This window comes from Acinetobacter sp. WCHAc060006, from assembly GCF_004209135.1.
Taxonomy (GTDB): Bacteria; Pseudomonadota; Gammaproteobacteria; order Pseudomonadales; family Moraxellaceae; genus Acinetobacter; species Acinetobacter cumulans.
Genome location: NZ_SGSS01000002.1, coordinates 158,179 through 181,150, shown reverse-complemented (window position 1 = coordinate 181,150; position 22,972 = coordinate 158,179). Strand labels below are relative to the sequence as shown.

Sequence of the window (22,972 nt, the reverse complement as noted above, 5' to 3'; positions counted from 1 at the left end):
TGGATCAAGAAAAATTGCGTCAAACAAATAGCCGAATTAGCGGCGTGACAATAAAGCATTATTCTACCACATTCTTGTTACTTGGTAGCATGGCTTCTAGTGCTCAAATTCGAGCATCTGGAGAATTTTACCATGCAAATTCAAATTATGATGCACTCAAGCAAAGCATGATTGCTGAGTTTGCACTGGCTTATGACGATATTCCTACCGCAGTTCATAATTACACTGTTTTGGCCATAAAAAGCAATTCAACAACGGTTAAACAACGCGCATTAAATATTGCAATTGAACAAAATGATCTACGTGCGGCTTTAGACATCGCAACATTTTGGGTGGTACAAGAACCTGAAGATGTGCCAGCCATGTTCTACTTGGCGCATATTGCCCTCAAAACACATGAATATGATTTGGCTGCAGATACCTTAAATAAGATATTAAATATTGATCCAAATGCTGATTTAGCTCAAATTTTAACTGGAATTTCTCCTGAGTCTGAGGAAGATCGTGACTTTTTAATTCGCGCATTAAGGGCAAGCAAAGAGAGTTCCAACCCATCTATTTTGGTACTTATTGCAGGCTTAGAAGCTCAAAACAACCAGCTAGAGAATGCCCTCAGCACTATTAATCTTGCACTCAATAAGCGCCCTAAAGTCACCAGTTATATTTTATTAAAAGCCAATATTTTAAATGCTTTAGGCAATGTGGATGACACCGTCAATTGGTATGCTAAAGCCAGTCATAAGCATCGCAACAATATCGATATTCGCCTTGCGGAAGCAAAGTATTTAATCAATATCAATCGATCAGAATTAGCCCTGAGCAAACTAGAAGATTTACTCAAGAAATGGCCAAAAACCGATGAGGCACTTTTTATTGCAGGCTTAACCAGTATTGATTTAGAGCATTATGAACAGGCCGAAAAATATTTGGTCGAACTACGTTATTCAGCACAATATCAAAATGAAGCCTACTATTATCTTGCAGTCAATGCTGAGCGAAAACAACACTTTGAAACTGCTAAAGCCTACTATCGCTTAGTAGACGGCAGTTTATATACGGTTTCACGTCGCAATATGATTCATATATTTGCTGAACAAGACAAACTTAACGATGCACTACGATTTTTAACCCAAGAGCGTGTGAACTACCCCCAGCATGCCAGCTTTTTATATCTTGCTCAGGCTGATATTTTAAAGCGAATGAACAATAAAAAAGCAGCTGTGCGCTTATTAGATGAAGCCGTTAAAAACTTGCCTGATGATCCAGAGCTGATTTATGCCGAAGTGCTGATGCTTGATCCTTTTCAAGATCGGGAAAAACTCGACAACTTACTCAAAAAACTACTCAGATTAGAACCCAATAGCCCAACCTATCTCAATGCTTATGCCTACACCTTGGCAATGCAAAATAGACGCTTAGATGAAGCGCGTAGTTATGTCGAACATGCGCTGGAATATGCACCAGAACAAGCATCTATTTTAGATACATTGGGCTATATTTGCTTTTTACAAAATGACTTTATCACCTCTGCACAAGTGCTCGAAAAAGCTTACAACTTAAGCCATAGCGTCAATATTGGCACACGCTATGCTCGTGCTATTTTTATGCAAGGTGATATGAATAAATTCAACCAAGTGTTACAGCAACTGCAACAAAAATACCCAAATGATCCGCAATTAGATCAATTAAATTCGCTATTGTTACCTCAATATATTAAAAAGAGTTAAACCCGCATGATGCGCCAACTGTCCAAATACACCCTTCCCTTTTTTGCATGCAGTACTTTGGCTTTGACAGGTTGCCAACAATTTAGTAAACCACAGCTTCCCCCACAAGCTATCCAACCAACCGCGCCTGAAGAAACCCAAACGCAAAACGTAGCTAAAGATCAGTTTGCCCTACAAGGAAAAATTGGTGTACGTACACCACAACAATCTGGTAGTGCATTTTTTACGTGGCAACAGCAACAAGATAAATTTGATATCGAGCTAAGTGGCATCTTAGGCGTGGGTAAAACGCAAATTACAGGCCACACAGGCCAAGTAACGCTTAACAGTGCTAAAACTGGTGAAATCCACGCAGATAGCCCCGAAGAGCTACTCGAACGCGCAACAGGATGGCATGCACCTATTACACATTTAATCAAATGGGTACAAGCAAAACCCGCGACAGCATCTGCCCAACTAAACAAAGATGAACAGCAACGCATAACTCAAATTATTGAAGATGACTGGAATGTTGACTTAAGCTATGCAGAACATGCAACCTTGCCAAATAAATTGATTTTGAAACAAGCCCTCGAATCGGGTAAAGAAAACCGCATTACCATGGTAATTCAAAATCGTTAAACACCAGAGTTAAGGTATAGCCAAGCCCAATCAACAAGTGCTTGGCTATAACCAGTGGCTAATCTTTTATTTTGATAATAAAACAGCAAATGAATACATCATGAGCTTTTTTTAATTTGCTCAACCTAAAACAAGCACAAACAAGCAAAGTACTAAACAACTCATGCCCATTTCTTTCGAGCAAAATTCCATCACTTATTTTTTTTCAAACTAAGCACATCCCTCACAATTTCAAATTGCAATCAACACAAAACAATATTCGACTATAATGCCAGCCTATATATGATGCATTTATAAGCACAAAGCTTTAGGAAAAAACGATCGTGAATGTAATTCGAGTTCCGTCCCCAGCCAAATTAAATTTGTTTTTGCACATTACGGGGCGCCGTGAAAATGGTTACCACGAATTGCAGAGCATTTTTCAGCTAATCGATTTATACGACTGGATAGATTTTAAACAAACAAATTCAGAGAACATCGAAATTGATGGCATTGGTTCGGTTGAATTAGAACAAAACTTGATTTACAAAGCCGCACAAATCCTAAAACCGTATGCAAAAACACCGACTGGCTTAAAAATAAGCATCGAAAAGCATATTCCAATGGGTGCAGGTCTGGGCGGTGGGTCATCTAATGCGGCCACTACACTGCTTATTTTGAATCAACTCTGGCAGTGCGGGCTAACAATTGAACAACTCGCAGCACTCGGCGTTCAATTGGGTGCAGACGTTCCAATCTTTGTACACGGTCAAAATGCATGGGCTGAAGGCATCGGTGAACACTTAACATTCATAGATTTAGCTCAAAAAAAGTTCATTGTGCTCAAACCTGACTGTTTTATCAGCACTCAACTACTTTTTTCACAAAAAACGTTGACAAGAAACTCAAAGCCCTCTAAATTTTGCGCCTATCAGTTAACGCCATCGAGTTTCGGCAATAACTTTGAGCCACTGGCAAGAAGTTTATATCCAGAAGTAGATGAAGCAATGCAATACTTAGATCAGTTCGGTACTGCAAAACTTACAGGTACAGGTGCTTGTGTGTTTATTGAGTTAACCGAAAATTTGAATGTAAATGACATTCTTGAAAATTCACCATGTAAAGCTTACTTGGTCAATAGTTTACAAGAATCGCCATTACGCAAATTCAAGGTGTGTTAGGGGTATCGCCAAGTGGTAAGGCACCGGGTTTTGATCTCGGCATCCGTTGGTTCGAATCCAGCTACCCCTGCCATTTAATTCACCTGTAGATGTACTGTATTAGGGGTATCGCCAAGTGGTAAGGCACCGGGTTTTGATCTCGGCATCCGTTGGTTCGAATCCAGCTACCCCTGCCATCTTACAGTCATCAAATTAGGGGTATCGCCAAGTGGTAAGGCACCGGGTTTTGATCTCGGCATCCGTTGGTTCGAATCCAGCTACCCCTGCCATTTTCTCAAAAAAGACAGAACATTCTTTTGTAGCTTCGATGTTAAATAATCTTGACAAAAAGCTGTAAAAATATTAAAGTTCTGCCGCATTAGGGGTATCGCCAAGTGGTAAGGCACCGGGTTTTGATCTCGGCATCCGTTGGTTCGAATCCAGCTACCCCTGCCATCTATTTTCCCTATATATCAACCGCCAAGGGTGCTTCATGCCCAATCTTGTCGTTTTTAGTGGAACTGCGCATCCACAATTCGCTCAAAAAGTCGTAAGCCATTTACATATTCCTCTAGGTGCTGCTGCCGTTTCTACCTTTTCTGATGGTGAAATTGCTGTAGAAATCACTGAGAATGTTCGTGGTAAAGACGTATTTATCGTACAGCCTACGTGTGCCCCAACAAATGACAACCTTATGGAAGTCTTGGTTATGGCAGACGCTTTACGCCGTGCGAGCGCTGGCCGTATCACTGCTGTAATCCCTTACTTTGGTTATGCTCGTCAAGACCGTCGTCCTCGTTCAAGCCGTGTGCCTATTACTGCTAAAGTTGTAGCAGATATGCTCACTACTGTAGGTATTGACCGTGTTGTGATGATCGATCTTCACGCAGACCAAATCCAAGGTTTCTTCGATATTCCTGTAGACAACATCTACGGTACACCTGCTCTTTTAGCTGATCTTCGTCAACAGTCACATGACAACCTTATGGTTGTATCTCCTGACGTTGGTGGTGTAGTACGTGCGCGTGCTGTTGCTAAACAAATGGGTGATATCGATCTTGCAATCATCGATAAACGTCGCCAAAAAGCAAATGAATCACAAGTGATGCATTTGATTGGTGATGTAAAAGGCCGTGACTGTGTCATTGTTGATGACATGGTAGATACAGCGGGTACTTTGTGTAAAGCAGCTGACGCATTAAAAACTTTTGGTGCGCGTAAAGTTGTTGCATACGCAACTCACCCAGTATTGTCTGGTAAAGCAATTGAGAACTTAAAGAACTCTGTTATTGATGAACTTGTTGTTACTGACACAATTCCTCTTTCAGAAGAAGCTTTAGCTCTTGGCAAGATTCGTCAAGTTTCAGTAGCAAGTATGGTTGCTGAAACGATTCGTCGTATTAACAACGAAGAATCTATTAGCGCAATGTTTGATTCTTATCTATAATATAGCGCTGAATTCCGAAGCCCTGCCTTTTGGCGGGGCTTTTACTCACTAGACTGGTCGAAGGTCTAGTCAATTAAACTTAAATTAAGGATGTCTATCATGGCAAACTTCGTATTAAATGCAGTAGCACGTGAAGAAGCAGTACAAGGGAAAGGTTCGAGCCGCCGCCTTCGTCTTCAAGCTAAAGTTCCAGCAATCATCTACGGTGGCGAAGCAGCTCCTGTAGCAGTAACTTTAGAGCTTCGTGAGCTTGTTAAAGCTTTAGAAAACAAAGCTTTCTTTGAAGAAACTGTAGAAATCAACATCGACGGTAAAGTTGAAAGCGTTAAAATCCAAGCTTTACAACGTCACCCGTCTAAAAACACTCCTATGCACGCTGACTTCAAACGCGCATAAGTGTTAATGGTGTAAATTAGTGTCAAATATTTCACTGATTGTAGGTTTGGGTAACCCAGGTTCTGAGTATGCCCAAACCCGCCATAATGCTGGCTTTTGGTTCGTAGAACGTTTAGCCGAAGCTTATGGTATCTCGCTCAAAGCAGACCCAAAATTTCACGGAATTAGTGGTCGCGGTAATATTGAAGGTCAGGACGTTCGTCTGTTATTACCTACAACCTTTATGAACCTTTCTGGTAAAAGTGTTGTTCCCTTCGCAAAATTCTATCAAATTGCTCCTGAAGCAATGCTCATTGCACACGATGAACTGGACATGAACCCAGGTGTCATTCGCCTTAAAACAGGTGGTGGTCACGGTGGTCATAATGGTTTACGTGATATCGTTCCGCATACAGGTCCTAATTTCCATCGCTTACGCATTGGTATTGGTCACCCAGGTTCTAAAGACCGTGTATCTGGACATGTATTGGGTAAAGCCCCTAGCAGTGAACAAGGTTTAATGGATGATGCTATTGCTCATGCTTTATCACGTAGCAAACTACTGATAAACGGAGACATACAACAAGCCATGAACCAAATCAATGCTTACAAATAGAACTGATCAATCCATAAATTGTTGAACAATGTTTCTTGCCATGTTGCTCATTTCAGAGCAAAATGCGCTTGCTTGCTGAACGTAATCTGTAAGTAGAAAACTGATTTAACCATAAGATCAAAATCTTAGGTCCACTAAGGAGACGCTAGCCATGCTATCTCGTTTATTAAAAGCAAAAATCCACCGTTGTGTCGTAACACAAGCAGAATTACATTATGAAGGTTCTTGTGCGATCGATGGCATTCTTTTGGATTTAGCCGGTATCCGCGAATATGAAGAAATTCACATGTGGAACGTGACTAATGGTAAGCGTTTTACAACGTATGCAATTCGTGGCGAAGAAGGTTCAGGCATCATTTCTGTCAATGGTGGTGCAGCACTTCAAGCTGACGTTGGCGACCTAATGATTATTGCAACATTTGGTGATTTCACTGAAGCTGAAGCAAATGCTCATAAACCTCGTTTGGTATATGCAAACCCAAACAATACTGTAAACCACACAGCTAACTGTATTCCAGTTCAAGTGGCTTAAAAGTCCAAGATTTTAAAAAACCCGTAAACTGCGGGTTTTTTTATACCTAAACACTCATAATTAATTGCATCACGCTTGCTCACAACGACTCAAAAAAAACCATTAATTTTATTTAACTCACTGGTTTTTCAGTACCCTCTTGCCATTTTTGTTGTGCTTCACAATGCAGTGGTTGCAATTGCTCATTCACCAAATCCGCCAGTAATGGTTTACCCTCAGCCGACACTTTAAATAAGGCGAACCGTGCTTGTTCATAACAACCTGCTAAACCCTCTGCAAAAAAGTAGCTGTCTGATGCTGGAAATGGGCGCTCACCATGCCCCATTTTGAGCTGTAAAGGATAAACACGGCCCTGCCCCAGCAATATATCTTGTTTAAAGCTGGTTTTTAAAACACGCCCTTGTGAGTCAACCAGCACATAAGCCAAAGGCAATGCACCCCAGGGGGCTTGCACTATAGCACCCACAAAATTTAAGTTATAACGTAGCGCCATATAATCCCCTTGAAGCAATGCACGCGGGTCAGCTGGTGCCAAAGAAACATAAATGCTTTGACCTGTTGCTAAATGTTGCTCATTCTTTGCAATTAAGGTTTCAAATAAAATCAGACTTAAGATGGTCAACAAGATCGGAATTATTTTTTTCATATCTGCTCCTGCTGAGTATTTGGCAACTGATTACGGCGCACCAAATAAGCCAATAACAATACAGCGAGACCAGAAATAAAAATGCTCAGACTTTTCACCAAAAAGCTCAGCCCTAAGAAATAATATAAATGAGTAAGCAATAGACATAGTACGACAATACTGCATGCATAGATCAGCCGATCTTTGCGCTCCAACGCCCATGCCAGCATCAACATGCACAGAAAAATTTCAAAATACCCTAAAGCCAATAAAACTATGGAAAATATCCCCCACAGCGCCCACTGAAAAATCGTAAATCGTTGCGAACAAAAGTGTTGATATATATAGGCAAATGCAAGCCACCATAGACTTACAAAGATCAGCTTAGCCCACCACTCAACAGTAATTAAACTGCCTGATGGGGCAAACAAGTCACGCCCCATCATGAGTGATGCTGGGCCAATTAATAAAACTGCTAAACCCCAAAACAATAAACTACGCTGATATTTTTGATCTAAAACAAATAAACCAACCACGACCAAACTATACACAACATAATGCAAGGCATACCAAAGCCAACTAAACAGCTCCTGCCCCATCTGCCATTCATAAACTGCGAAGTTCAAACACAGCAATAACATCGAATAAAAAGAAATCAACTGTAACCACAGCAACCAAGCGCGTAGACGTAATACATAACTAACCAGAATCAATGGAGGCATTACTAGCATTGCCCACACAGGATTTTTTGTCAGCCCAAGTACCCCACCATACATGCCAACTTGTGAAAAAATCAGTAAGCAATACAGTAATTGATTTTTAAAATGATGGCCGATTTGCTCTCCCTTTCTGAATTGAAAAACTACTACCACATACGCAATAGCGCCACACAGCAATGCACCCCATGCGGAGCGCACCATGCCAAAAATAAAGGCCGAGAGAAATATGCCTGCTAACCATGCGCCAATCCCCAAGGGAATAGTACTCACATAAGATTTTGGTAAGACCTGCAATATAAATCGTGTAATTAAATAAAAAATTCCAAGACTCAAAATGACCAAAATTAAAAACCCGAAGGTGCCTAAATTTAATTGATCAATCAGCCCATACGCTACCCACATTAAAATATTGATACCTATGCCTGCACTGAGCAAGCTCACAGCCAAGGTATCTTGCTTGCGGTAGCTTTGCCAAGCCAGCAAAGAAAGTGGCACAAAAGCACTGATCAATAAAACAGCAGCACTTAGGTGGTCTGCATAGAAAAAGCCAACCATGCTCACTACAGATAAGACCACGATCCAAAGCAAAGTATATTTTTCTAAAGCATGATATTGCCAATAAGCCAGCAACCACATGCCACACCACCAAATTTGCAATAACACAATACTCTGCCAATCATGAAAACCCAACTGCACCGAGGCCAAGTAAAGTGCTAAAAAACCAGTCAAACCCAATAAAATAAAAATCCCTGCATTCTGCCGATACAACCAAGGAAGCAACAAAATAGACCACAACAGAAATAACAAATAACTGTTTGCTCCTGTTTGATACACCTGCCCAATCACTGCAAGAGACAAACCGAGCATTAACCCACACAAAGCATGTAATGTTTGTATCACCGCTTCAGACGCACGAGAAAAATACACACTCAGTACGGCAATAATCAACAGTAATACTTGTGGTAAAGCCAGTTGTACAATCTGAGGTAGCATCCACCAATTGGCTGCAATTAAGTACAGGATGCTCACGCCCAATAAGCCAAAACCAATTGCAGCTAAATGATGCTGAAAATTCTGCCGATTCAGTAAATTTTCCATAATTTCTGTTTTAACCCTTTTCTTCTTTATCTTTGGGCCCGTAAAAGCTCAGTGCTACATATACATTTTTATTTTTATCATACGTAAATAACGTGCATAGCACGCTATATTTTAATGCTAAAGCTTAAAGCGACACACCCAATAATACCAGTGATAAAGCACTATAAACCTAGCTTCACAAAAGACTTTCCCATATTTTGAATATGTATAGCTTGACTAGTCATATAGAAAAGCTGGCCTTTATGCGCAATCGGCTTATAATCAAATGACATCGCTTCAGGGCGGGGTGTAATTCCCCACCGGTGGTAATTGGTTGGATATTAATCCCCCATAGCCCACGAGCCGATCTCATTGCATGAGATGGCAGATTTGGTGAGATTCCAAAGCCGACGGTATAGTCCGGATGAAAGAAGACGACGTCACATTTTAATGGCTTGATATTTTCAAGCTATGCCGTAACGCCACACTATTTCACATGTCCTGAAATGTTCAACCGTACCTTAAAACTTACGCGAGCGTTTCAATGTCTAATTTAATTCAACCCGAAATTTTCTTTAGAGCCCTTCCCCCATCAGAACAGCGTGTTTTACAAGCACTGGAAGATATTCGTCAAGGCAAACCTGTTTTAGTCATGGATGATTTTGACCGTGAAAATGAAGCCGATCTTATCGTTGCAGCTGAAACACTGAATGTCGAAACCATGGCACGTATGATACGTGATGGATCTGGAATTGTATGCTTTACGCTCACCAATGCACTCGCAGATCACCTTGAACTTCCACCTATGGTGCAAAACAACTCTAGCCAATTCAAAACAGCATTCACTGTCACAATTGAAGCTGCTCAAGGGGTTACCACAGGTGTTTCTGCACAAGACCGCACGACCACCATTCATGCAGCAATTAAAACAGGTGCTGTAGCAAGTGATTTAAACCGCCCAGGACATGTATTTCCTTTACGTGCACGTGATGGTGGCGTACTTAGCCGCCGTGGTCATACTGAAGCCTCTATTGATCTAGCCCGTTTAGCAGGTCTTCAGCCCGCAGGTGTACTCTGCGAGGTCACAAATCCAGATGGCAGTATGGCCTCAGGCAAGCAAGTCTTAGATTATGCGAATGAGCACAAGCTCACGCTCATTAACATTGAAGAACTGGTACAGTATCGTCAAGCACACAATCTATAATTCATACGCAGTTTAAAATGCATCCCAGTTGGAACTCTCCTGCTGGGATTTTTTATGGATATGCAAGATCAGCTTTAGATCAAAATTTATTTTCCTACTTTTTCATCAAGCCTAAACCATATTCAGGCCACACTGCTCCTTTGCCAATATTGTTTACAGCATAAGCAACCAATACCAAACTCACCGCGCCCGAAAGCACTGGAAAAAGCAAAAAACTCCAATCATAAGCGGTTGTACTCGCAGTTAATAAAATAACCAATGGATTCGCTCCCGCGGGCGGATGCACACAGCGTAGATATTGCATACCAACAATAGCAAGGCCTACCGCAATTGCAATTGTGAAAATATTAATAGGAAGATATAAAGCAAAAAATAAACCGATTGTCGCAGAAATGACATGACCAAAAATAAGATTGCGTGGCTGGGCCAATGGCGACTGCGCTGCAGCGTACAACAGTACACAGCTCGCACCAAAAGGTGCCATGATCCATGCATGATGTGAATACTGCCCAATCAGCAACAAAATAAAGATACTGAGCGTTCCCCCACAAAATCCACGCAGCAAGGCCCGCCCTGATGGTCGAGGTGCTAGTTTCTCTTTACCCGCGAATATATTCATGCTGATTTCCTCTTGATTGATATTAGATACAGCGCGCGCTATAATTAAAATAGTACAGATCTGTACTATTTGTAAATATGCTATTTCAGATGAGGTAAAACCGCGATGTCTAAATCAGCACAGAAAATTTTAAATACTGCAGAACAGCTGTTTAATCAGCAAAGTTTTAGTGCTGTTGGTGTCGATCTGATTCGAGATGAATCAGGCTGTTCTAAAACTACGCTGTATACCTATTTTAAAAATAAGCACCAGCTGGTTTACAGCGTTTTGCAAGCGCGAGATGAACGCTTTAGGCAAAGCTTACTGACAGCCGTTCAAGAGTTTGAAGGTCTAGAGGCTTTAGAAAAAATTTATGACTGGCATATCCACTGGTTTCAAGCAGATCATTTCAAAGGCTGTCTATTTGTTCGAGCTGTGGGTGAATCAAATGCTGCAGACACAGATATACTTGCCATTTCTCAGGCACATAAACAATGGATCCGTGATTTAATTCAAAGCAAAACTACCTGCCTTCCTCAGCAGCAGAAAATAAGTGCCTTGTTTTATCTTCAGCTTGAAGGACTCATTAGTACTGTACTGGTCGATGGTTTTAATACCCAAACCTGCAACCAACAAAAAACGCTGATCTTTCAATTAATCCATTTACTGATGGCTCAGCCTTCAAAATAAAGCACTGTAAATGCCGTATAAGGCCACCACTACCAATACCGCGCCACAGATTCCCAATAATTTTGGATAGACTGCTGAGCGCGATAAACGATTAAAAGCTAAATAAACTAAAGACAACGTAGCAAAATCTAGAATAATCCAACTGATGGTTAAAATACTCAGGCTCAAATTTAAATCCGCTGTAATACCTGTAAATTGCGGAAAGAAAGATGCAAAGAAAATAATATCTTTAGGATTAGAAATACCCACCAGCAAGCCTTGCTTAAAGCCACCTTGCGTATCTGGGAGTACCACCTGACTTTGCTCAGGCTGAGCTTCACGTGCTTCTTTTAAAACCTGTAGACCAATATAAGCAATATAGATACATCCCAGCACCTTAATTGCATTGAGCCATTGCTCATTAATATTTAACGCACCTTTTAAAATCAATACAGAAAATACAATAAGAACCAATGAGGCCAGATTCGTGCCAAAAATCGTTTGTAAGGCTTTTTTATATCCACCTTTTAAACCAGCACTTGCCACCAAAAGCATGACTGGGCCAGGCGTTGCAATCATCACAATCACAGCCACGCAATATAAAAAATATTCAGAGTAGTTCATATTTAAAGACCAAGATCAGCTTATATTCCCTCATTAAATAAAAAGAGGACTATTCGTCCTCTTCTTCATATCCTTTCAATAAATGATGACTGATGCCATCTGCTCGCAAAAAGGCAAAATCATAACTGGCTGTCGCAAGTGCCAACACACGACGCTCGAATTCTTCCCACAATGGGCGCACTTGTTTGTAGTGAATTCCAAGTCCACTCTCGTCGGTAAAATGACGGTTTTTTTCACACAACTTTAAGGCATGGTACAACTTACGCCCTTTACTCGCATCTGGACGCAGACGCACACGCTTAGACAAAACAAAACCTTCAACATGACGAAGATCTGCAAAGGGCAGCATGGGCACTAAAATTTGATCTAACTGTGTGTCTAGGCGCTTCCACACAGCGGTTTGTTGTACTGGATTATAAGTATTCCACTGAATAACTTCATGATTGAATCGGCGACAGCCACGACACACTGCATCACCAAATACCGTTGAACAACGCCCTGCACATGGCGTAAGTGAAGCAATTCGACGGTCATTACTCAAAACAAACTCCTAAAATTCTGCTGTTGCTATTAAAACAAAACACAACGTGAGGCCCCGAATATACACGCAGTTGCACATGAATAGAAGTCATCTGCATGTACTGTTTTACTCGCATATTCCATCAATACACGTTAAAATATGCGCCTTTCGAAATTCCTGTTTTTTTTATTTTTCTATTTTGGAGTACTCCATGAACGCTACTGTAGAACAGCTTGCACCTGTAGAACAGCAAGCGACCACAGGTTGGGTTGTTGCCGCGCTATATCAATTTAAAGAAGTTCAAGACGCAGCTGCGTTAAAAGAACGCCTATTGAACTTAGTCGGCTCAATCAATTTGTGTGGTACTCTTATTGTGGCAGACGAAGGTATTAACGGCACTGTTGCGGGCGACCGCGTTGCAGTTGACGCTGTACACCAATTTCTTTTAGACGAAGGCTTTACGTCTATGGAATATAAAGAGTCTCACAGTTCGGAAAAACCTTTCCGTAAAATGAAAATTAAACTCAAAAAAGAAATTGTCACTTTAGGTGTAGAAGTAAAACCACGTGATCTAGTAGGCCATTACTTAGACCCGAAAGAATGGAATGAGCTGATTGCGCGTGATGACGTGATTTTAATTGATACACGTAATGACTATGAATACAAAGCGGGTACGTTTAAAGGCGCGATTGACCCACAAACAGAAACTTTCCGTGAATTTCCAGACTACGTAAAAAAAGAGTTGGAACAACACAAAGATAAAAAAATTGCGATGTTCTGTACAGGCGGTATTCGCTGTGAAAAATCAACATCATTGCTTCTTCAAGAAGGCTTCAATGAAGTTTATCACCTCAAAGGCGGTATTCTTAAATACCTAGAAGAAACCCCAGCTGACGAAAGCATGTGGGAAGGTGAATGTTTCGTATTTGACGGCCGTACCGCAGTAACACATGGCATGGAAGAAGGCGCTAACATTAAATGTCACGCATGTGGTTGGCCACTTGTTCCTGCAGAAGTTGAACTGCCTAGCTACGAGCATGGTGTATCTTGTGTCTACTGCATCGACAAAACAACCGATAAGCAAAAAGAAGGCTTCCGTATGCGTCAATCACAAATTTTAGCGGCTAAACGTAAACGCCTCTAAGTTGTATTGAACTAACAGCTTGAAAAACCCTCCTCAGGAGGGTTTTTTATTGGCCCTTATTTAAATGGCAAACACATGCTCCAAATCTGCCTTAAACACAAATTTCATGATTTTGTAACACACATTATGCGGAATATCTTGCATACTCAAATGAGATTTTCCTTTTATTTACCCCTATTACTTTTGGAAGGCCCATGAATTTAACCGAATGGATATTAACCATCATGCAACAGCTCGGTTATTTGGGTATCGCCTTCCTCATGTTTCTAGATAATGTTTTCCCGCCCATTCCCTCAGAAATCATTATGCCTTCTGCGGGTTATACCGCATCGCAGGGCCAGCTTCTGCTCACAGGGGTCATTATTGCAGGAAGTATTGGTTCATTGATTGCAGCCGCTGTACTCTACTGGGTGGGCTATAAGTTCAATAACGAGCATATTTTTCGCTGTGTTGATAAATATGGAAAATATTTATTCATTAAAACAGAAGATGTTAAAACAGCATTGGCTTGGTTTGAGCAATATGGTCATCGTATTGTATTTTTTGGTCGCATGATCCCTGCTGTACGCTCACTGATCAGCATTCCTGCAGGCATGAGCCGAATGCCTTTTTGGAAATTCATGCTTTACAGCGCTTTAGGCACCATTATTTGGACCACCTTTTTAGCCTGTGTTGGCTATTACTTTGGTGAAAACCAAGCACTCATGCATGAAATCTTCAGTCGCGTTGGCTACGTGATTATTGCGATCGCCATCATGATCATCTTATGGATTTTATACCGTCGCCAGCAACGTAAAAAAGCCGCATCACAACAAAAATAAATGCACAGCCAATTGAGTGATATATCAAATCGCTCAATGTCACTTCTACATGAATAAACAATCCCTTATACTCATTCATCACAAAAAAAATGCTTAACACCCTACTGTGGTGACGCCTTATACCAATAACATTCGAACCTAAAACTGATGAAAAAATACATTATATATTTTGCTATAACCTATTTAATCGCTATGGCCATCATGGCAGTAATTATTTATTTCTTTAACCTACCTAACGGTACATCTGTTGCCTGCATCATGACTGCAGGCTTTGTAACTGCCAATAAATTCGTGCAAGACCATCAAAGAGCGCCTGAAGCAGCAGAGAAAATACAACTCATCTGGGGGTGTCTTGCAACCTCTATTGCAATCAGTCTCATCACCACCATCATCATTATACTTGTAGTATTTAAATCGCTTGCTATTTTCACTTTATTCACAGCACTACCACTTTGGATCATCTGTGTTGCAGTCGGCTTTACCTTATTTATTCATTATTTAATTCTTGCCATGAGTTTTGGCTGGATGGCAAATAATGCCGTCAAAGGTTTACAAAAACAAAAGTAACGTAAATCCTAAATCAGCTGAACTATAAACTTATATAAAAAAAGCACCGAGTTCGGTGCTTTTTTTATAACTTATTTGAATTAGTTTGGTGTGTGATACATCAAATACAATTCGTTTAAGTTCTCTGGAATCTCTTCTGCAAGTTCATCCATTAATTGACCATTACGGCGGAAGGTTTCCATTTGAGGATCTTCTTCATCAATACCGCTAAACACCATAATTGGCAAAGTCAAATCAACCAATTGTTCTTCAAACTCAGGCGCAAACCACGCTTCTTCATTTAAGAACATTGCATCAACAAAACCAACGCTCCAGTCGCCTAGGCTTGACTCTACATCTGCTTCTTCCACTTCAAAAGGAAATGAAATTCCTTCTTCATTGGCTAAGTTTTGACGCAGTGATTCTAACCAAGCTTTCACCTGAGCAATAATGTCTGCAGGAACTTTTTTATGGTTATTGTCAAATAGTTCTTCTAACCATTTGTCAAATTGCGGGCCAACTGCAATTGCACACAAAAAACCATGAGTTGCAGCAAAATCCAGACCAAACTCATTCTGATCGCCGTCTAGATAGTCGCTCAAACGGTCTAAATCTAAAGCACTCATTTTACATCCACAAACATAGAAACTTAATGTGTAAGCATAGCATTTAAAAACACTACGCCAAAACTGATTTTAGTCGTCTTCATCGCCAAAATCGTCGTCATCGTCAAAGTCATAGTCAAAATCTTTGAGTTCACGCTCTAAACGACGTTGTGCAAGAAGTTCATCAATCAAGCGACGTTTTTCTAGCGATTCTTTAGCGCTAATTTTTCCGCCGGCCTCATCGAAATTAACATCATCATCACCGTAGTTATCATCTAGTTCAAAATCTGTCGAAGACACTGAAACTACCTCATAATGAAAAAATTTAAAGGGGTCTAGGCGCTATTTATATGGGTTATAGAACCTTGTCAAGTTTTATTTGTATTTTTAGCTGTTAAAGCCGTAAATTGGGCTTTTTTCTTAACCTAAGTTATGGCATGATATAATCCACCCTGCGTCTTTCAGTTTTATGAATATCGAGATGATTTCATCTGACCAAATACGTACGGGATGAACTTGAAAACAACAATTTCAGCCCCACCTAAATTACTGAATTTAATTTTTTAATATTCCATCGAATCGTCTTTCAAATAAGACTGAATATTTGATGGAATAAGCAAGCTATTGATAAATTTTTATTGAGATGAATCGTATAAGTCTACTATACGATTTTTTACTGTCACAGATTCAACGAAGAGTAAGCATAGATGAGCGATATGAATTCCCCTACTTCACAAGTAGCGGCGCTGATTAGCCGAGGCAAAGAACAAGGTTACTTAACTTTCGCTGAGGTCAACGATCATCTCCCGGATTCAATCACAGAAAGCGAACAGATTGAAGACATCATTCAAATGTTGAATGACGTTGGTATTCCTGTACATGACCGTGCACCTGAAACTGATGATGCCATGTTTGAAGGTGGCAGCGACGCAACGGATGAAGTTGCTGAAGAAGAAGCCGCTGCTGTACTTGCATCAGTTGAAAATGAACCAGGCCGTACCACTGACCCTGTACGTATGTATATGCGTGAAATGGGTACAGTTGAACTCCTTACACGCGAAGGCGAAATTAGCATTGCAAAACGTATCGAAGAAGGTATTCGTGACGTTTTAAATTCAATCGCTTATTGGCCAAATGCAGTTGAAGTCGTTTTAAAAGAATATAAAGATTATGAAGCAGGTGAACGTCGCCTTGCTGATATTTTATCGGGTTACCTAGACCCTGAAACTGACGATGATATTCCTGAAGTTTTAGAAGATGAGTCTGAAGATCTAGACGAAGACGATGCATCATCAAACAAATCAACCAAAGATGTAAAATTGGATGATGATGATGAAGACGAAGAATCTGAAAGTGATGACGACTCTGAAGGTGATTCAGGCCCAGACCCTGAAATTGCCAAAGCACGTTTTACTGAACTAGAAAATGCGTGGACCAATACCAAATTACTGGTTGAAAAACATGGTCGTAACAGTAAAGAAGGCAAACAAGCACTCGAAGATTTAGCTTCTGTGTTTATGATGTTTAAATTTACACCGCGCCTATTTGATATCATTAGTGAAATGATTCGCGGTACACACGAACAAATTCGTACCTCAGAACGTGAAGTGATGCGTTATGCAGTACGTCGTGGTCGTATGGATCGTACGCAATTCCGTACCTCATTCCCAGGTCAAGAATCAAACCAAGCATGGTTAGATGAGCAAATTGCGAAAGCACCTGCAGAAATGAAAGGCTACTTAGAAAAAGTACGCCCTGATATTTTAGCTTTCCAGCAAAAAATCTCAGACATTGAAAAAGACCTTAATTTAAGCGTTAAAGAAATTAAAGAAATTTCTAAACGTATGGCTGTAGGCGAAGCGAAAGCACGCCGTGCTAAAAAAGAAATGGTTGAAGCGAACTTACGTCTTGTAATCTCGATTGCGAAAAAGTATACCAACCGTGGTCTACAATTCCTCGACTTGATTCAAGAAGGTAACATCGGCTTGATGAAAGCGGTAGATAAGTTTGAATACCGCCGTGGTTATAAGTTCTCGACTTATGCAACATGGTGGATTCGTCAGGCGATTACCCGTTCAATTGCCGATCAAGCACGTACGATTCGTATTCCTGTGCACATGATTGAAACCATTAACAAGATCAACCGTGTATCTCGTCAATTGCTTCAAGAAATGGGCCGTGAGCCAACACCTGAAGAATTGGGCGAACGTCTAGAAATGGACGAAGTCAAAGTACGTAAAGTACTTAAAATTGCCAAAGAGCCGATTTCTATGGAAACGCCGATTGGCGATGACGAAGATTCGCATCTTGGTGATTTCATTGAAGATGGTAACATTACCTCTCCAATTGATGCCGCAACATCTGAAGGCTTAAAAGAAGCAACACGCGAAGTACTGGAAAACTTGACTGAACGTGAAGCGAAAGTGTTGAAAATGCGTTTTGGTATTGATATGCCTACCGACCACACTTTGGAAGAAGTTGGTAAACAGTTTGACGTAACACGTGAACGTATCCGTCAGATTGAAGCAAAAGCATTACGTAAATTACGTCATCCTTCTCGCTCTGAACACTTACGTTCATTCCTTGAGAATGACTAACCCATCAGTGGGATAATACAGGCTTGAATATGGGGGAAGCTCCCCCATAATAAGAGCATGTAGCAAATGAATCAAAATACCTGCACATTGCAGGTATTTTTAATATTGAGGTGTCCTATGACTGACATGACTGATCGTACTCCATCACGTGAATTACAAGAGCATCTTTGGGTCTTCCCAATGGACTACCCGATTAAACTCATTGGTAATGCAGGCGATGAATTACGCCAAGCAGTAAATGAAATTTTCGTGAAACATTTTCCAGAATTTGATGGTGCAAAAATGACTGTAACACCATCACGGACAGGGAAATACCACTCAATTACTGCACAACTGCGTTTTGAAGAACTTGAGCAAGTACATGCTGTCTATGCAGACCTTGCAGCTTGTCCACTGATCAAAACAGCACTCTAAGAAAAACACGCTTTCGGGCGTGTTTTTTTATGCAAACCTCACCAAACGAACAGACAAAATCTGTCCATTCTCGCCCCCTATCTCATCCAATTTATCTATAATAGATTTTTATCATGCATTCCTTAAGGACTTAAAATCGTGGAGATTGAGGCTAAACCACAACTGATCATTCGTCATTACACTCAGTTAACCTCTTATGAAGAGCGTTTTCTGGAAATGAAACAATTGACCGAACAACGTGACGAACACACACCAGATGAATTGTGGATTTTGCAACATCATGATGTCCTTACACAGGGCCAAGCTGGCAAACCCGAACATATTTTATTGCACAGTGACATCCCCGTTGTACAAAGCGATCGCGGTGGACAAGTCACTTGGCATGGCCCAGGTCAATTGGTGGCTTACTTCATGTTTGATTTAAATCGCTTAGGCTGGAATGTACGTACTCTGGTCAGCTATGCTGAAAACCTCATGATTGATCTGCTTAAAAAATATGGCATTGAAGCATACGCCAAAGCAGATGCACCCGGTGTATATGTAGACGAGCGTAAAATTGGCTCACTCGGCTTTAAAATCCGCAAAGGTCGCTCTTATCATGGGCTAGCATTGAATATTGACTGTGATTTATTTGGCTTCCATACCATCAATCCATGCGGTTATGCAGGTTTAGAAATGGTCCGCATACAAGATCTGGTAGCAGACTACCCTAAATTTGAAAACTTATGCGTCGATATGATTGAAACATTGCAGAACAGCGGTTACTTTAAAGACGTTCACGTCGAACAAAAATAAAACCTTTGCTTTCATACATAAAATAAATTAGAGTATTTACTCTAAATAAATAATATTTTGAAAAGGGATGAATACGTGATTGCAACTAAATCCGTCAAGCCCGCTTTGCAGCTAGCCTATGTCAAACTCATGATGGATGTGATTGGCAGAGGCTTAGTGATGGCGAGTCAAGTCGATGCAGAAGTTAAACAGGAAGTCGCTCAGTTTCCAGATCATTTCACACTCTCAATGAATGTATTCCCCAATGGGCCAGCATTCATTGCACGTGTGACGGCAAATAAGCAATTAGAATTGGTTCCTGATTTAGCAACAAAGCCAGATTTAACGATTACCTTTAAGCATCTTAATCATGCATTTTTAGTATTTTCTTTCCAAGAAAGTACTGCGCAAGCATTTGCCAATGACCGCATGATTGCTAATGGTGATATTTCTTATGCGATTCGACTGGTTCGTTGCCTAAATAAAATGGAAGCGCTGATTTTGCCAAAACTGGTTGCAGAGCTGGCAGTCAAAGAATATCCAAGCGATTTAAGCCTAAAAGAAAAATTAACTGGAGCTGCAAATATCTATCTTAAGGTAGCTCAATCCTATTTCAAGCGGAGCGCATAACACATGGCTAAACCATATTACGAATTTTTTTGTCCAGTTAAAGTCATTGCTGGGCATGCTGCGCTAGAGCATATCCCTTTTGAACTTGCAACTTTAGGTGCTACTCGTCCCTTAATTATTACAGACAAAGGCGTACGCAGTAACAACCTATTGGCACCGATTGAAGCGGCTTTTGAATCTACAGATGCCGTTATTGGGCATATTTTTGACGATGTACCACCCGATTCAAGCCTTGAAACTGTACGTAAAGCCGCTCAGCTTTATCGCGATAACAATTGCGACGCGATTATTGCTGTCGGTGGTGGTTCAGTCATTGATACTTCTAAGGCCACTAATATTTTAGTGTCTGAAGGTGGTGATGACCTGCTGAAATATTCGGGTGCACATAATCTGCCAAAACCTTTAAAACCTTTTTTTGTGATTCCAACCACATCAGGCACAGGCTCAGAAGTGACCATGGTTGCCGTGGTTTCCGATAACCAAAAAAATGTCAAAATGCCGTTTGCATCTTATTACTTGATGCCACATGCAGCTATTTTAGATCCGCGTATGACGCAAACTTTGCCACCGCACCTCACTGCGATGACGGCAATGGATGCCATGACACATGCAGTAGAAGCCTATACCTGCCTTGCAGCCAATCCAATTTCTGATGCTTATGCAACAGCAGCCGTTAAAAAGGTAAGTAATCATTTATTTAACGTACTGGATAACCCAACTGATGCACAAGGCCGCTTAGAATTAGCTCAAGCATCTACAATGGCAGGCATTGCATTTTCAAACTCGATGGTTGGCTTAGTACATTCTCTTGGTCACGCTTTAGGTGCAGTTGCACATCTGCCCCACGGCTTATGTATGAATCTATTTTTGCCTTATGTACTGGAATACAACAAAGAAGTGAATGCCGATAAAATCGCAGATCTTTTACTTCCACTTGCTGGCCCAGATATTTACTCGCAAACCCCTGCTCACTTACGTGCAGATAAGGCGATTTCAACTATTTTAGCCATGCGTGATCGTATCTATAGCCTAACAAAATTACCACGTACACTGAGTGAGACTGGCAAAGTAACTCAAGCTCAGCTCGACGATGTTGCAGAAAAGGCTTTAAATGATGGTTCGATCATTTACAATCCGAAAGAAGCAACACTCAAAGATTTAAAAACTATCTTAGAAAAAGCTTGGTAATTACTGAAAAATAAGCCAATATAGCGAAAATTCCAGCCTGATGTTTTTTTAAGCATCAGGCTTTTATCTGTAAGCCTTAAAAACAGCGACTTTCACTTTATCTTCATGTAAGTTGGCATGTTTTCTGCTCAGAAAAGAAATAAAATCACTGGCAAAAATTTACATCTTGGAGTAAATTGGCGCGCTTTTGTTTCAAAATGTAGGGGGGATCGTTCGTCTCAAACGATCCTGACACAATAAGACTGATCCTTGATCAACGATTAAGAGGATAACGCCGTTGACAAATTTATCTGGGACTCAATCGGCAGCTAAACTGCAAAAAACACTCGGGCTTTGGCACATCATTATCATTGGTTTGGCCTATATCCAACCGATGACCTTATTTGACACGTTCGGATTAGTATCTGAAGAAAGTCATTTTCATGTGCCTACCTCTTATATTATTGCTTTAATTGCAATTTTATTTACGTCTATTAGCTATGGTCATATGATCCGTCGCTACCCTTCTTCGGGTTCGGCATATACCTACGCACAAAAGTCAATTCACCCAAACGTCGGTTTTATGGTGGGTTGGTCGTCTTGGCTTGACTATTTATTGTCGCCAATGGTCAACATTATTTTGGCCGTTATTTATCTTGAAGCATTATTCCCTTCTGTAAACCACTGGGTTTGGGTCATTGTGCTTACAGCATTTATGACGGGTGTTAACCTTCGTGGTGCACGCTTTGTTGCCAACTTTAACAGCTTAATTGTATTGATTCAGCTGATCGTGATTGGCGCATTTACGTGGTTGGTATACAGCAAGCTTCAAGCTGGATTCAATGCAGATGGCCCAATTACAGCAGAAACACGTGCGCAATTGTGGAGTCTCGAACCATTTTGGAATGAACTCACTAGCGTTGGTGCCCTCATTACTGGTGCAACTTTACTGTGTTTCTCATTTACCGGTTTTGACTCATTAAGTTCACTGGCTGAAGAAACCAAAGATACTGAAAAAACCCTACCTAAAGCGATTTTCTTAACAGCGTTGATTGCAGGTGTAATTTTCATTATCAGTACTTATTTCATGCAATTGTACTTCCCTTCTGCACCAGGAACGTACTTTAAGAATATTGCCGAAACACAACCAGAAATTTTACTGCTTGTCGGTGGCTCTTTATTCCAATCGTATGTACTTGCATTTGCAATCGTTACCGTTATGGCATCAGGGATCTCTGCGCATGCAGGTGTATCACGTTTAATGTATGTTATGGGTCGTGATGGCGTAATTAACAAGAAGATCTTTGGTCATATCAGTCCAAAAAGCTTCACACCGTCTTATAACATTATCATTGTAGGCGTTGTTGCTTTAACTGCTGGTTTCATGGATCTTGATATTGTGATTTCTATGATCAGCTTCGGTGCCTTAACTGCCTTTACGTTTGTGAACCTTTCTGTCATTTCACGCTATGCACTACGTGATGGTCGTACTAAAAACTTCAAGGATATCTTCAGTTTTGTCGTCATCCCAATGTGTGGTTTCCTCAGTATCTTTGCCATGTGGTTAGAGATTGAAGAAACAGCATTGAAATATGGTTTATGGTGGGCGATGTTTGGTATCTTGTACTTAGGCTACAAAACCAAGGGCTTTAAACACCCTGCACCACAGCATAATGAATTTGAATAATTTTAAGATGATTCATGCTTAATTAATCAAATAAATTCTTTTTCCGTTCAACGGGACGGAAAAAGAACACTTCAAAATAACTAACTTATAAATG

The 22,972-nt window shown here is 40.6% G+C and carries 25 protein-coding genes, 4 tRNA genes and 1 riboswitch; of the genes, 22 read left to right on the top strand and 7 right to left on the bottom strand.

Going from position 1 to position 22,972, the window contains the following annotated elements:
• The first annotated feature begins 14 nt into the window (after nt 1-14).
• The 11 genes from EXE29_RS02485 (at nt 15) to panD (ending at nt 6,457) form a co-directional block, all read left to right on the top strand.
• The gene (locus EXE29_RS02485; protein WP_120363850.1) at nt 15-1,727 is read left to right on the top strand and encodes a tetratricopeptide repeat protein; all 1,713 of its coding nucleotides are present in this window, start codon (nt 15-17) and stop codon (nt 1,725-1,727) included.
• 9 nt (nt 1,728-1,736) lie between these two features.
• Nucleotides 1,737-2,348, top strand: coding sequence for a lipoprotein insertase outer membrane protein LolB (gene lolB, locus EXE29_RS02480; RefSeq protein WP_106984558.1), 612 nt, complete (start codon nt 1,737-1,739; stop codon nt 2,346-2,348).
• 323 nt (nt 2,349-2,671) lie between these two features.
• Entirely contained in the window at nt 2,672-3,508 is an 837-nt protein-coding gene (ispE, locus tag EXE29_RS02475; RefSeq protein WP_106984519.1) for a 4-(cytidine 5'-diphospho)-2-C-methyl-D-erythritol kinase, read from the top strand.
• Nucleotides 3,507-3,581, top strand: a tRNA-Gln gene (locus EXE29_RS02470). Before ispE ends, EXE29_RS02470 begins: the two co-directional genes overlap by 2 nt.
• 28 nt (nt 3,582-3,609) lie before the next feature.
• A tRNA-Gln gene (locus tag EXE29_RS02465) sits at nt 3,610-3,684 on the top strand.
• 18 nt (nt 3,685-3,702) lie between these two features.
• Nucleotides 3,703-3,777 (top strand) — tRNA-Gln (locus EXE29_RS02460).
• Between the two features lie 91 nt (nt 3,778-3,868).
• A tRNA-Gln gene (locus tag EXE29_RS02455) sits at nt 3,869-3,943 on the top strand.
• 37 nt (nt 3,944-3,980) lie between these two features.
• Nucleotides 3,981-4,934 carry a ribose-phosphate pyrophosphokinase gene (locus EXE29_RS02450; RefSeq protein ID WP_106984518.1) on the top strand — a complete coding sequence of 318 codons (954 nt, stop codon included), beginning with the start codon at nt 3,981-3,983 and terminating at the stop codon, nt 4,932-4,934.
• Between the two features lie 99 nt (nt 4,935-5,033).
• Nucleotides 5,034-5,330, top strand: coding sequence for a 50S ribosomal protein L25 (gene rplY / locus EXE29_RS02445; RefSeq protein WP_106984517.1), 297 nt, complete (start codon nt 5,034-5,036; stop codon nt 5,328-5,330).
• Between the two features lie 19 nt (nt 5,331-5,349).
• The gene (pth, locus tag EXE29_RS02440; RefSeq protein WP_106984516.1) at nt 5,350-5,925 is read left to right on the top strand and encodes an aminoacyl-tRNA hydrolase; all 576 of its coding nucleotides are present in this window, start codon (nt 5,350-5,352) and stop codon (nt 5,923-5,925) included.
• A 151-nt stretch (nt 5,926-6,076) separates the two neighbouring features.
• A complete protein-coding gene (panD, locus tag EXE29_RS02435; RefSeq protein WP_067668515.1) occupies nt 6,077-6,457 on the top strand; it encodes an aspartate 1-decarboxylase in 381 nt (126 codons plus the stop codon).
• A gap of 112 nt (nt 6,458-6,569) precedes the next feature.
• Here the strand turns inward: panD and EXE29_RS02430 are convergent, their stop codons facing one another.
• The gene (locus EXE29_RS02430; RefSeq protein WP_117006490.1) at nt 6,570-7,103 is read right to left on the bottom strand and encodes a GDYXXLXY domain-containing protein; all 534 of its coding nucleotides are present in this window, start codon (nt 7,101-7,103) and stop codon (nt 6,570-6,572) included.
• On the bottom strand, nt 7,100-8,899 hold the full coding sequence (locus tag EXE29_RS02425) for a DUF2157 domain-containing protein (protein ID WP_120363789.1): 1,800 nt from the start codon (nt 8,897-8,899) through the stop codon (nt 7,100-7,102). The genes EXE29_RS02430 and EXE29_RS02425 overlap by 4 nt, the downstream gene beginning before the upstream one ends.
• Before the next feature lie 269 nt (nt 8,900-9,168).
• A riboswitch (FMN riboswitch) is annotated at nt 9,169-9,318 on the top strand.
• A 104-nt stretch (nt 9,319-9,422) separates the two neighbouring features.
• Between EXE29_RS02425 and ribB the strand changes: the two genes are divergently transcribed.
• The gene (gene ribB, locus EXE29_RS02420; RefSeq protein ID WP_120363790.1) at nt 9,423-10,082 is read left to right on the top strand and encodes a 3,4-dihydroxy-2-butanone-4-phosphate synthase; all 660 of its coding nucleotides are present in this window, start codon (nt 9,423-9,425) and stop codon (nt 10,080-10,082) included.
• 94 nt (nt 10,083-10,176) lie between these two features.
• Here the strand turns inward: ribB and EXE29_RS02415 are convergent, their stop codons facing one another.
• Nucleotides 10,177-10,701: an HPP family protein gene (locus EXE29_RS02415; protein ID WP_117006488.1), complete on the bottom strand. Its 525-nt coding sequence runs from the start codon at nt 10,699-10,701 to the stop codon at nt 10,177-10,179.
• Nucleotides 10,702-10,806: 105 nt separating this feature from the next.
• Here EXE29_RS02415 and EXE29_RS02410 point away from each other — a divergent pair, with 105 nt between their 5' ends.
• Nucleotides 10,807-11,370 carry a TetR/AcrR family transcriptional regulator gene (locus EXE29_RS02410; protein WP_120363791.1) on the top strand — a complete coding sequence of 188 codons (564 nt, stop codon included), beginning with the start codon at nt 10,807-10,809 and terminating at the stop codon, nt 11,368-11,370.
• On the opposite strand, the gene EXE29_RS02405 is transcribed toward EXE29_RS02410, so the two are convergent.
• The gene (locus EXE29_RS02405; protein WP_117006486.1) at nt 11,362-11,973 is read right to left on the bottom strand and encodes a LysE family translocator; all 612 of its coding nucleotides are present in this window, start codon (nt 11,971-11,973) and stop codon (nt 11,362-11,364) included. The genes EXE29_RS02410 and EXE29_RS02405 overlap by 9 nt on opposite strands.
• Nucleotides 11,974-12,022: 49 nt before the next feature.
• The gene (locus tag EXE29_RS02400) at nt 12,023-12,514 is read right to left on the bottom strand and encodes a DUF1289 domain-containing protein (protein WP_120363792.1); all 492 of its coding nucleotides are present in this window, start codon (nt 12,512-12,514) and stop codon (nt 12,023-12,025) included.
• 190 nt (nt 12,515-12,704) lie between these two features.
• Here EXE29_RS02400 and trhO point away from each other — a divergent pair, with 190 nt between their 5' ends.
• The 3 genes from trhO to EXE29_RS02385 all read left to right on the top strand — a co-directional run bounded on the left by trhO (nt 12,705) and on the right by EXE29_RS02385 (nt 15,025).
• A complete protein-coding gene (trhO, locus tag EXE29_RS02395) occupies nt 12,705-13,637 on the top strand; it encodes an oxygen-dependent tRNA uridine(34) hydroxylase TrhO (RefSeq protein ID WP_106984508.1) in 933 nt (310 codons plus the stop codon).
• 194 nt (nt 13,638-13,831) lie between these two features.
• Nucleotides 13,832-14,458, top strand: coding sequence for a DedA family protein (locus EXE29_RS02390; protein ID WP_106984507.1), 627 nt, complete (start codon nt 13,832-13,834; stop codon nt 14,456-14,458).
• Nucleotides 14,459-14,605: 147 nt separating this feature from the next.
• A complete protein-coding gene (locus tag EXE29_RS02385; RefSeq protein WP_213072624.1) occupies nt 14,606-15,025 on the top strand; it encodes an ABZJ_00895 family protein in 420 nt (139 codons plus the stop codon).
• An 80-nt stretch (nt 15,026-15,105) separates the two neighbouring features.
• On the opposite strand, the gene EXE29_RS02380 is transcribed toward EXE29_RS02385, so the two are convergent.
• Nucleotides 15,106-15,630, bottom strand: a complete 525-nt coding sequence (locus EXE29_RS02380; RefSeq protein WP_106984505.1) for a YecA/YgfB family protein — start codon at nt 15,628-15,630, stop codon at nt 15,106-15,108.
• A 69-nt stretch (nt 15,631-15,699) separates the two neighbouring features.
• Nucleotides 15,700-15,909 (bottom strand): PA3496 family putative envelope integrity protein, encoded by a 210-nt coding sequence (locus EXE29_RS02375; protein ID WP_106984504.1) that lies wholly within the window; start codon nt 15,907-15,909, stop codon nt 15,700-15,702.
• Between the two features lie 407 nt (nt 15,910-16,316).
• Here EXE29_RS02375 and rpoD point away from each other — a divergent pair, with 407 nt between their 5' ends.
• From rpoD to EXE29_RS02345, 6 genes are all read left to right on the top strand, one after another.
• The gene (rpoD, locus tag EXE29_RS02370; protein WP_106984503.1) at nt 16,317-18,206 is read left to right on the top strand and encodes an RNA polymerase sigma factor RpoD; all 1,890 of its coding nucleotides are present in this window, start codon (nt 16,317-16,319) and stop codon (nt 18,204-18,206) included.
• Between the two features lie 126 nt (nt 18,207-18,332).
• On the top strand, nt 18,333-18,620 hold the full coding sequence (locus tag EXE29_RS02365) for a YbeD family protein (RefSeq protein ID WP_106984557.1): 288 nt from the start codon (nt 18,333-18,335) through the stop codon (nt 18,618-18,620).
• Between the two features lie 144 nt (nt 18,621-18,764).
• On the top strand, nt 18,765-19,415 hold the full coding sequence (lipB, locus tag EXE29_RS02360; protein WP_410159304.1) for a lipoyl(octanoyl) transferase LipB: 651 nt from the start codon (nt 18,765-18,767) through the stop codon (nt 19,413-19,415).
• Between the two features lie 75 nt (nt 19,416-19,490).
• On the top strand, nt 19,491-20,024 hold the full coding sequence (locus tag EXE29_RS02355) for a hypothetical protein (protein ID WP_106984501.1): 534 nt from the start codon (nt 19,491-19,493) through the stop codon (nt 20,022-20,024).
• Between the two features lie 3 nt (nt 20,025-20,027).
• A complete protein-coding gene (locus tag EXE29_RS02350) occupies nt 20,028-21,212 on the top strand; it encodes an iron-containing alcohol dehydrogenase (RefSeq protein ID WP_117006482.1) in 1,185 nt (394 codons plus the stop codon).
• A 277-nt stretch (nt 21,213-21,489) separates the two neighbouring features.
• A complete protein-coding gene (locus tag EXE29_RS02345; protein ID WP_106984499.1) occupies nt 21,490-22,878 on the top strand; it encodes an APC family permease in 1,389 nt (462 codons plus the stop codon).
• Nucleotides 22,879-22,972 lie beyond the last annotated feature (94 nt).

Coding starts and splice junctions, on each gene's coding strand:
- rplY (WP_106984517.1), top strand. CDS start 5,034: ATGGCAAACTTCGTATTAAATGCAGTAGCACGTGAAGAAGCAGTACAA.
- EXE29_RS02425 (WP_120363789.1), bottom strand. CDS start 8,899: ATGGAAAATTTACTGAATCGGCAGAATTTTCAGCATCATTTAGCTGCA.
- lolB (WP_106984558.1), top strand. CDS start 1,737: ATGCGCCAACTGTCCAAATACACCCTTCCCTTTTTTGCATGCAGTACT.
- EXE29_RS02410 (WP_120363791.1), top strand. CDS start 10,807: ATGTCTAAATCAGCACAGAAAATTTTAAATACTGCAGAACAGCTGTTT.
- EXE29_RS02390 (WP_106984507.1), top strand. CDS start 13,832: ATGAATTTAACCGAATGGATATTAACCATCATGCAACAGCTCGGTTAT.
- rpoD (WP_106984503.1), top strand. CDS start 16,317: ATGAGCGATATGAATTCCCCTACTTCACAAGTAGCGGCGCTGATTAGC.
- EXE29_RS02430 (WP_117006490.1), bottom strand. CDS start 7,103: ATGAAAAAAATAATTCCGATCTTGTTGACCATCTTAAGTCTGATTTTA.
- trhO (WP_106984508.1), top strand. CDS start 12,705: ATGAACGCTACTGTAGAACAGCTTGCACCTGTAGAACAGCAAGCGACC.
- EXE29_RS02350 (WP_117006482.1), top strand. CDS start 20,028: ATGGCTAAACCATATTACGAATTTTTTTGTCCAGTTAAAGTCATTGCT.
- ribB (WP_120363790.1), top strand. CDS start 9,423: ATGTCTAATTTAATTCAACCCGAAATTTTCTTTAGAGCCCTTCCCCCA.
- EXE29_RS02415 (WP_117006488.1), bottom strand. CDS start 10,701: ATGAATATATTCGCGGGTAAAGAGAAACTAGCACCTCGACCATCAGGG.
- EXE29_RS02450 (WP_106984518.1), top strand. CDS start 3,981: ATGCCCAATCTTGTCGTTTTTAGTGGAACTGCGCATCCACAATTCGCT.
- panD (WP_067668515.1), top strand. CDS start 6,077: ATGCTATCTCGTTTATTAAAAGCAAAAATCCACCGTTGTGTCGTAACA.
- EXE29_RS02385 (WP_213072624.1), top strand. CDS start 14,606: ATGAAAAAATACATTATATATTTTGCTATAACCTATTTAATCGCTATG.
- EXE29_RS02405 (WP_117006486.1), bottom strand. CDS start 11,973: ATGAACTACTCTGAATATTTTTTATATTGCGTGGCTGTGATTGTGATG.
- EXE29_RS02380 (WP_106984505.1), bottom strand. CDS start 15,630: ATGAGTGCTTTAGATTTAGACCGTTTGAGCGACTATCTAGACGGCGAT.
- EXE29_RS02365 (WP_106984557.1), top strand. CDS start 18,333: ATGACTGATCGTACTCCATCACGTGAATTACAAGAGCATCTTTGGGTC.